At 39.5% G+C, this 5,796-nt stretch carries 4 protein-coding genes and 2 rRNA genes; 3 read left to right on the top strand and 3 right to left on the bottom strand.

The annotated features are described in order from the left end of the window. From rrf (C2M32_RS21155) to lexA, 3 genes are all read left to right on the top strand, one after another. Nucleotides 1-82: ribosomal RNA gene (gene rrf / locus C2M32_RS21155) — 5S ribosomal RNA — on the top strand; the annotation flags it as partial. A gap of 44 nt (nt 83-126) precedes the next feature. Continuing rightward, a 5S ribosomal RNA gene (rrf, locus tag C2M32_RS06665) occupies nt 127-241 on the top strand. Nucleotides 242-620: 379 nt separating this feature from the next. Further along, nucleotides 621-1,238 carry a transcriptional repressor LexA gene (lexA, locus tag C2M32_RS06660; RefSeq protein ID WP_105167687.1) on the top strand — a complete coding sequence of 206 codons (618 nt, stop codon included), beginning with the start codon at nt 621-623 and terminating at the stop codon, nt 1,236-1,238. A 93-nt stretch (nt 1,239-1,331) separates the two neighbouring features. Here the strand turns inward: lexA and C2M32_RS06655 are convergent, their stop codons facing one another. The 3 genes from C2M32_RS06655 to C2M32_RS06645 are packed head-to-tail and all read right to left on the bottom strand — an operon-like array spanning nt 1,332 to nt 5,346. Further along, nucleotides 1,332-2,243: a two-component system response regulator gene (locus C2M32_RS06655; protein ID WP_105167686.1), complete on the bottom strand. Its 912-nt coding sequence runs from the start codon at nt 2,241-2,243 to the stop codon at nt 1,332-1,334. After that, nucleotides 2,243-2,653 (bottom strand): response regulator, encoded by a 411-nt coding sequence (locus tag C2M32_RS06650; RefSeq protein ID WP_105167685.1) that lies wholly within the window; start codon nt 2,651-2,653, stop codon nt 2,243-2,245. The genes C2M32_RS06655 and C2M32_RS06650 overlap by 1 nt, the downstream gene beginning before the upstream one ends. A gap of 2 nt (nt 2,654-2,655) precedes the next feature. After that, the gene (locus tag C2M32_RS06645; protein WP_105167684.1) at nt 2,656-5,346 is read right to left on the bottom strand and encodes a PAS domain-containing protein; all 2,691 of its coding nucleotides are present in this window, start codon (nt 5,344-5,346) and stop codon (nt 2,656-2,658) included. Nucleotides 5,347-5,796 lie beyond the last annotated feature (450 nt).

The raw sequence follows: 5,796 nt of genomic DNA, 5'->3' as shown, positions 1-5,796 counted from the left end.
CCCATGCCGAACTCAGAAGTGAAACGAAACAGCGTCGATGATAGTGTGGCAGCTGCCATGTGAAAGTAGAACATCGCCAGGCTCCTAATTTTAGAAATAAGAATAAGAACAAAAGCAAAGAATTTGCTTGATGATAATAGCGTTTTGGACCCACCTGACCCCATGCCGAACTCAGAAGTGAAACGAAACAGCGTCGATGATAGTGTGGCAGCTGCCATGTGAAAGTAGAACATCGTCAGGCTCCTATTAAGAAAAACCCCGATTCGAAAGAGCCGGGGTTTTTTGTTGTGTAGAATCTTTGTGACCACGAAGTAGCGACACAGAGAGTTCTGCGCAAGGTGAAGCAAGCAATCTTCACAGGTGCTTCCCTCAACATTCTTAAGGATCTCTCAGCGTTCTATAAAATAGCTCATCTGCCCTTGCGAAAAAAGAGCGTGTTCGCTTATATCGCTAACCCTTTGTGCTATATTTTTTACCTATTCCCGCATACAAGAATGTACTTTCCAACATTATCACCCTTCTAAAAGACTAGTTTGTCTCTAATATATAAGGTTTGGCATTGCGATTTTATATCAACTGTATATACTCACAGTAAATGTACTGTATGGAAAACCAGTGATATGCGTCCACTAACAAAAAGACAAGAACAAGTATTTGAGTTGATAAAGGTATTTATTAAAGATACAGGTATGCCACCAACAAGAGCCGAAATAGCGGATGCACTAGGCTTCAAAAGCGCCAATGCAGCAGAAGAGCACCTCAAAGCGTTGGCGAAAAAAGGGGTCATTGAAATGGTGCCAGGTGCTAGTCGAGGGATTCGTTTGACTGAGGCACCAGAACCTGAGGAAATGGGTCTACCATTAATAGGCCGAGTTGCAGCAGGTGAACCTATTCTTGCGCAGCAGCATGTCGAGAGCCATTGTCAGATAGATGCAAACTTGTTTAGACCTGCGGCAGATTACTTATTACGGGTTAATGGGATGAGTATGAAAGATATAGGGATCCTAGATGGTGATCTATTGGCAGTACATAGCACCCAAGTCGCTGAAAATGGTCAAGTCGTTGTCGCCCGCGTTGAGGATGAGGTTACAGTGAAAAGACTAGAAAAAGCGGGTAAGAAAGTCTATTTGCACGCTGAAAATGACGAGTTCTCACCCATTGTAGTGGATTTGGAACATGAATCTTTAGTAATAGAAGGGCTGGCTGTCGGTATTATAAGAAATAGCGACTGGATGTAATGTATAAGGGTAAAACTTGTATGATAAAACTGAAACAGTTCTTACCCTTAAAAAGCGTTTAGATAACTTAGGCGAGAATAACTCTTGTATGAGTTAGCTCATGACTTTGTACGGCTTGCCTGTTTCTTTAGCTTGATACATTGCAGTATCAGCGTTATTCAGTAATTGTGTTTCATCATCACCATCGTCTGGAAATAAAACGGCACCAATACTAAGTTCTAAGTTTACCTCATGGATTTGGTTATTGGCTCCTTCAATGCAATAGCTATCGGCTAGTAATGTATATTTATGTTGTGTTAGTTTAGCTAGTTGCTCTTTGTTTGATACGTGCGGTGCAATGATTACGAATTCATCACCACCGTATCTGGCAACAAAGTCTGATGTTCTGCGAAACATTTTTAGCTTTGCTGCAATACTTTTCAATAGTTGGTCGCCAGCTTGATGCCCTAGATCATCATTAACAGATTTAAAATTATCTAAGTCAATAAATAGCAATCCAAACTGGGTTTTATATCGAATCGCATCTTGGACATATTTGTGTAACTCCGTATCAAAGGAACCTCGATTATTGAGCATGGTGAGTTTATCCATTACCACCATATTTTCTAAATTTCGTCGCAGTTCAAAGCGCTCTTTTGAAAATACGATTGTCCGAGCAAGTAGTGAAGTCGTGAGTTCATGCTTGGGGATGTAGTCTTGTGCGCCGAGTTGAATGGTCTTTTCTCCTATTCCGTCCTCTGAATTGCCTGTCAGGACTATTATGGGAGTGCATGCAACAAAATGCTTAACAATGATAAGCGTATTGAGACCTGTACTTTCTGGCAAATTGAGATCCATTAAGAGAATATCTGGAGAACACTGAAGAGTAGCTTGTTTGAGGGTTTCAATGTTATTGAATGACTTAAGTCTAAATTGGTGGCGACCATTGTATTTGCTTAAAGTGCTTTTTATCAGATACACATCATCATCATTATCTTCTAATAGATATATTAGCCATCGGTTCATCAATGTGTCCTTGCGAAGTGGTTATAGTTAAACCAGTATTTTATTAGCACTTGTAGTAATTCAATTAAATCAACTATTTTACTAGGTTTAGTGATGTATGATTTCGCTCCCAATGAAAATGCGCTTTCTATGTCAGACGGGTGACTTGATGTGGTGTAGCTTATCAAACACAGTTTCTCACTCAATCCTTTTTGTTGTATGTGCCTCATGGCATCCAACCCGCCCATTTTTGGCATATTTAAATCAATCAGAAAAACTTGGCCGCTGAGGTTGTTATGCGCGTCAATGTAATCTAGCAATTGTTCGCCATTTTGTAGTACCACAAGGTTTGGCTTTGGCTCCACGTGTTCGCACGCGGTCGTGAAGAGATAAATATCGTCTGCGTCATCATCCACTAAGATTATATCCATGTTTAGTCTCTATCTCGCGGTAAACTAATCAAAAAAGTGGTACCTTGGTTTTCTGAGCTTTTACAACTTATATCACCGTCATGTAACTTAACGATTTCCTTGCACATAGCAAGACCAATACCACTACCTGAATACTTATTGCCATTATCTAAACGTTTAAACGGCTCAAAGACACTTTGCCAATACTGTTCCTTTATACCGATGCCATTATCTTCATAATAGATCATTATGCGATTATCTCTAACTTCACTGTGTATATGTATGACAGGTAATGAGTCAGGAGTTTTAAACTTTAGGCTATTAGCAAAGAGGTTTTGAAATACTTGTACAAATAGTGAGGGATCAACTTCAAGCGTGTTATCGGGAGTATCGATACTTATTTTGACATCATGCTCTTCTAGGCTGTAACTCATTTGTTCTTTTGTATCGTCTATGATTGATTTTAATGTGGTTGGAACGCGCTTGATTTTTTGTGACTGGAGCCTCGATAGTTTGAGCAAATCTTGGATCATTGTTCGCATTCTATTCGCTGCTTCAATCAGCCGCGACATCTCAAACTGAGCATTTTCGTCATGTTGGATATGTTCTGTTAGGCGAATAGATAAGCTGTCAGTAAATGCAATAATCTTCCTTAATGGCTCTTGTAAATCATGCGATGCGAGAAATGCAAAGTGCTCTAGATTTTCATTTGACGCTTTTAATTTTAATAAAAGCTGAGCCTTCTCTGTGATATCAACGAAGGTACCGAGTAAAATACTCGGGTTATTATTGTCATCTCTAGATATGATTGTATCTACCGCACTGCACCATATCCAGCTACCGTTTTTGTGTCTGACACGATACTCGATAGGGATAAGCTTTTGTGCTTTTTCATCAACTACTTCATCCAAATGCTTTTGCATGGAAGATTTGTCGTCTGGATGGACCAAGTCAGTGATGGTTATTTCTTTGAGGTCGCCAATATTATATCCAAGTAGATCTGTATAGCGCTGATTAATCCTGATATTGCGCTTGTGCTTAATGTCATAAAGGTATAAGCCACATACGGCCGAGTTAATTATCTGCTCTAAGAATACCTTGTTGTGTTCGAGCTCTTGTTCAGCCAACTTTCGAGCTGTAATATCAATCGCAGTACCTACTATTTTTTCTACTTCACCTTTTTTATCCAACATTGGATAAAGCGTAGTTTGATACCATCGTTCTTCATCATTGAACGGCAAGGTTTCGACGTATTCAATGGGCCTTTTGGTTTCACAGCACAGTGAATAGTTGTTACCAATCCTTTCGGCGATGGCTGTAGGAAATACGGAACCGCTAAGTTGTGATAATCTTTTGTTTATTATGTCTTGAGATCTAACGTTTGTTCGCTCACATGCAGCTTGGTTGTATTGCAAAAAAGTGAAATCATCATCCACTTCGACTTTTAAGAGCCAAATAGCCTGATTAGCGCCATCGAATAAACAGTTTAGTATGTTGGTCTTTTCTACAATTTGTGATTCAAGCTGTTTACTATTTTGAATATAACGAAGTGCACCAGACATAATGCAGGCATTCCCGTTCGAATCGAACTGACTGTTTCCAACCGCCAAAAACCATGCGTACACGCCATCTTTGTTACGTCCTAGATACTCTACTTGTAGTTTTTCTTGGGTTTCAAAATGAATGCGTATGGCAGCCTCAACTTTCTCTCGGTAATCAGGGTGAATGTGTTCGTACCAATCTAGGTAAGTTGGGTTTTTTAAATGCTCTTTACCAATCATTTTCATAAGAGTTGGAGAGTAAATGACATGGTCATTGGTGATGTCCCATTCCCAGACACCATCTTCAGTGGCATTGATCGCGCGCTCGATTCTTTGATGAGAAGCGTCAAGCTGTTGTTTAAGTTTCCGATACGAGGATAGGTTGTTGAATACTGCTAATGTAAATTCTTGCCCGTCAAAGACAGTGTTGATAAGCCTCATTTCCATCGGCAATGTTATACCGTCTTTGGTAATAACTTGACATAGTTGTTCGACGGGTTGAGATTGATTATGTCTTGCTTGTTTTAATACCGAAGACAAGTTACAAAACGGATCTTCAAGTTGTATATGTTCGGATAACTTTGTGCCGAGCATAAGTTTCGCGTCTTTATAGCCTAATTCATTGAGAAGCTGAGGATTACACTTAATGATCCTGTCCGATTTATCGAGCAGTAATGTGCTTATGGGTAAACTATTAAGCATAAATTCTGTAGTTTTATGCTCAATGAGTTGTAGTTTTAATTGTTTTTGCTCGGTGGTTAGCTTACTTAGTTTATCTCTTACTCCGAAGAATTGACTAGGTGTAGGAATAGCGACCGCACTGGGGATCAGTCGAAATAAATATACTGCCGTTATCATCGATACTATCGCTGTTAGTAGCTTCGATATACCGTGAATGCCATACGCACCGTGCCATACTGTGTATATGCCAATTAGGTGAGTAATACCGCATAGTAAGATAAAGCTGGAGAATAATATAAAAAGCCAGTGCCTCCCTACATCAGGGCGTTTTTTTGCGAAAATCATAATTGCTACTGGAATAGAAAAATAAGCAGCAGCTATCACCAAGTCCGAAATAACATTCGTCCAAAGTAGGTGCGGTTGCCATAAATAGCAATGTCCGTGGGGCATATATGCTTGATGGAAAAAAGAATGAATGCTGTTTAGTTCCATTTAAACATGTCCTGATGCTAAATGATGCCATTAAGATTAGACGCAAACGCAGAAACCACAAGAACGAAGCGGCGTAGTCAAAACCTTTACTTCCCCCTAGCATGTTGAAAAAGAATTACTTTGTATTGAGGGCTGTAAAAGTTGAGTTACGTCATACTATGATGCTTAGTTGTCATAACTGTGTTGTCGAATGACTCGACTAAGTATTTAAAATAAGCTCTACTGGTCTTTTTTTACTCGAACTATCCGTTTTTATCACTTTTCTTCAAAAATTCCTCAAAAACCGCTTGCGCTTTTTATTCGCCGCCCTATAATGCGACCCCACTGACACGGAGCGCTACGCTGATTAAGCAAAGCAACAACGAGTCAGGGTCGAGTAAAACTTAACTTTAAAACTTCTTAAAATTAAGTGTTGACAAAAAATAGGGAATGCTTAGAATGCACATCCCT

This window comes from Pseudoalteromonas sp. T1lg23B, from assembly GCF_002964665.1.
Taxonomy (GTDB): Bacteria; Pseudomonadota; Gammaproteobacteria; order Enterobacterales; family Alteromonadaceae; genus Pseudoalteromonas.
This window is presented reverse-complemented; position numbering and strand designations above follow the sequence as displayed.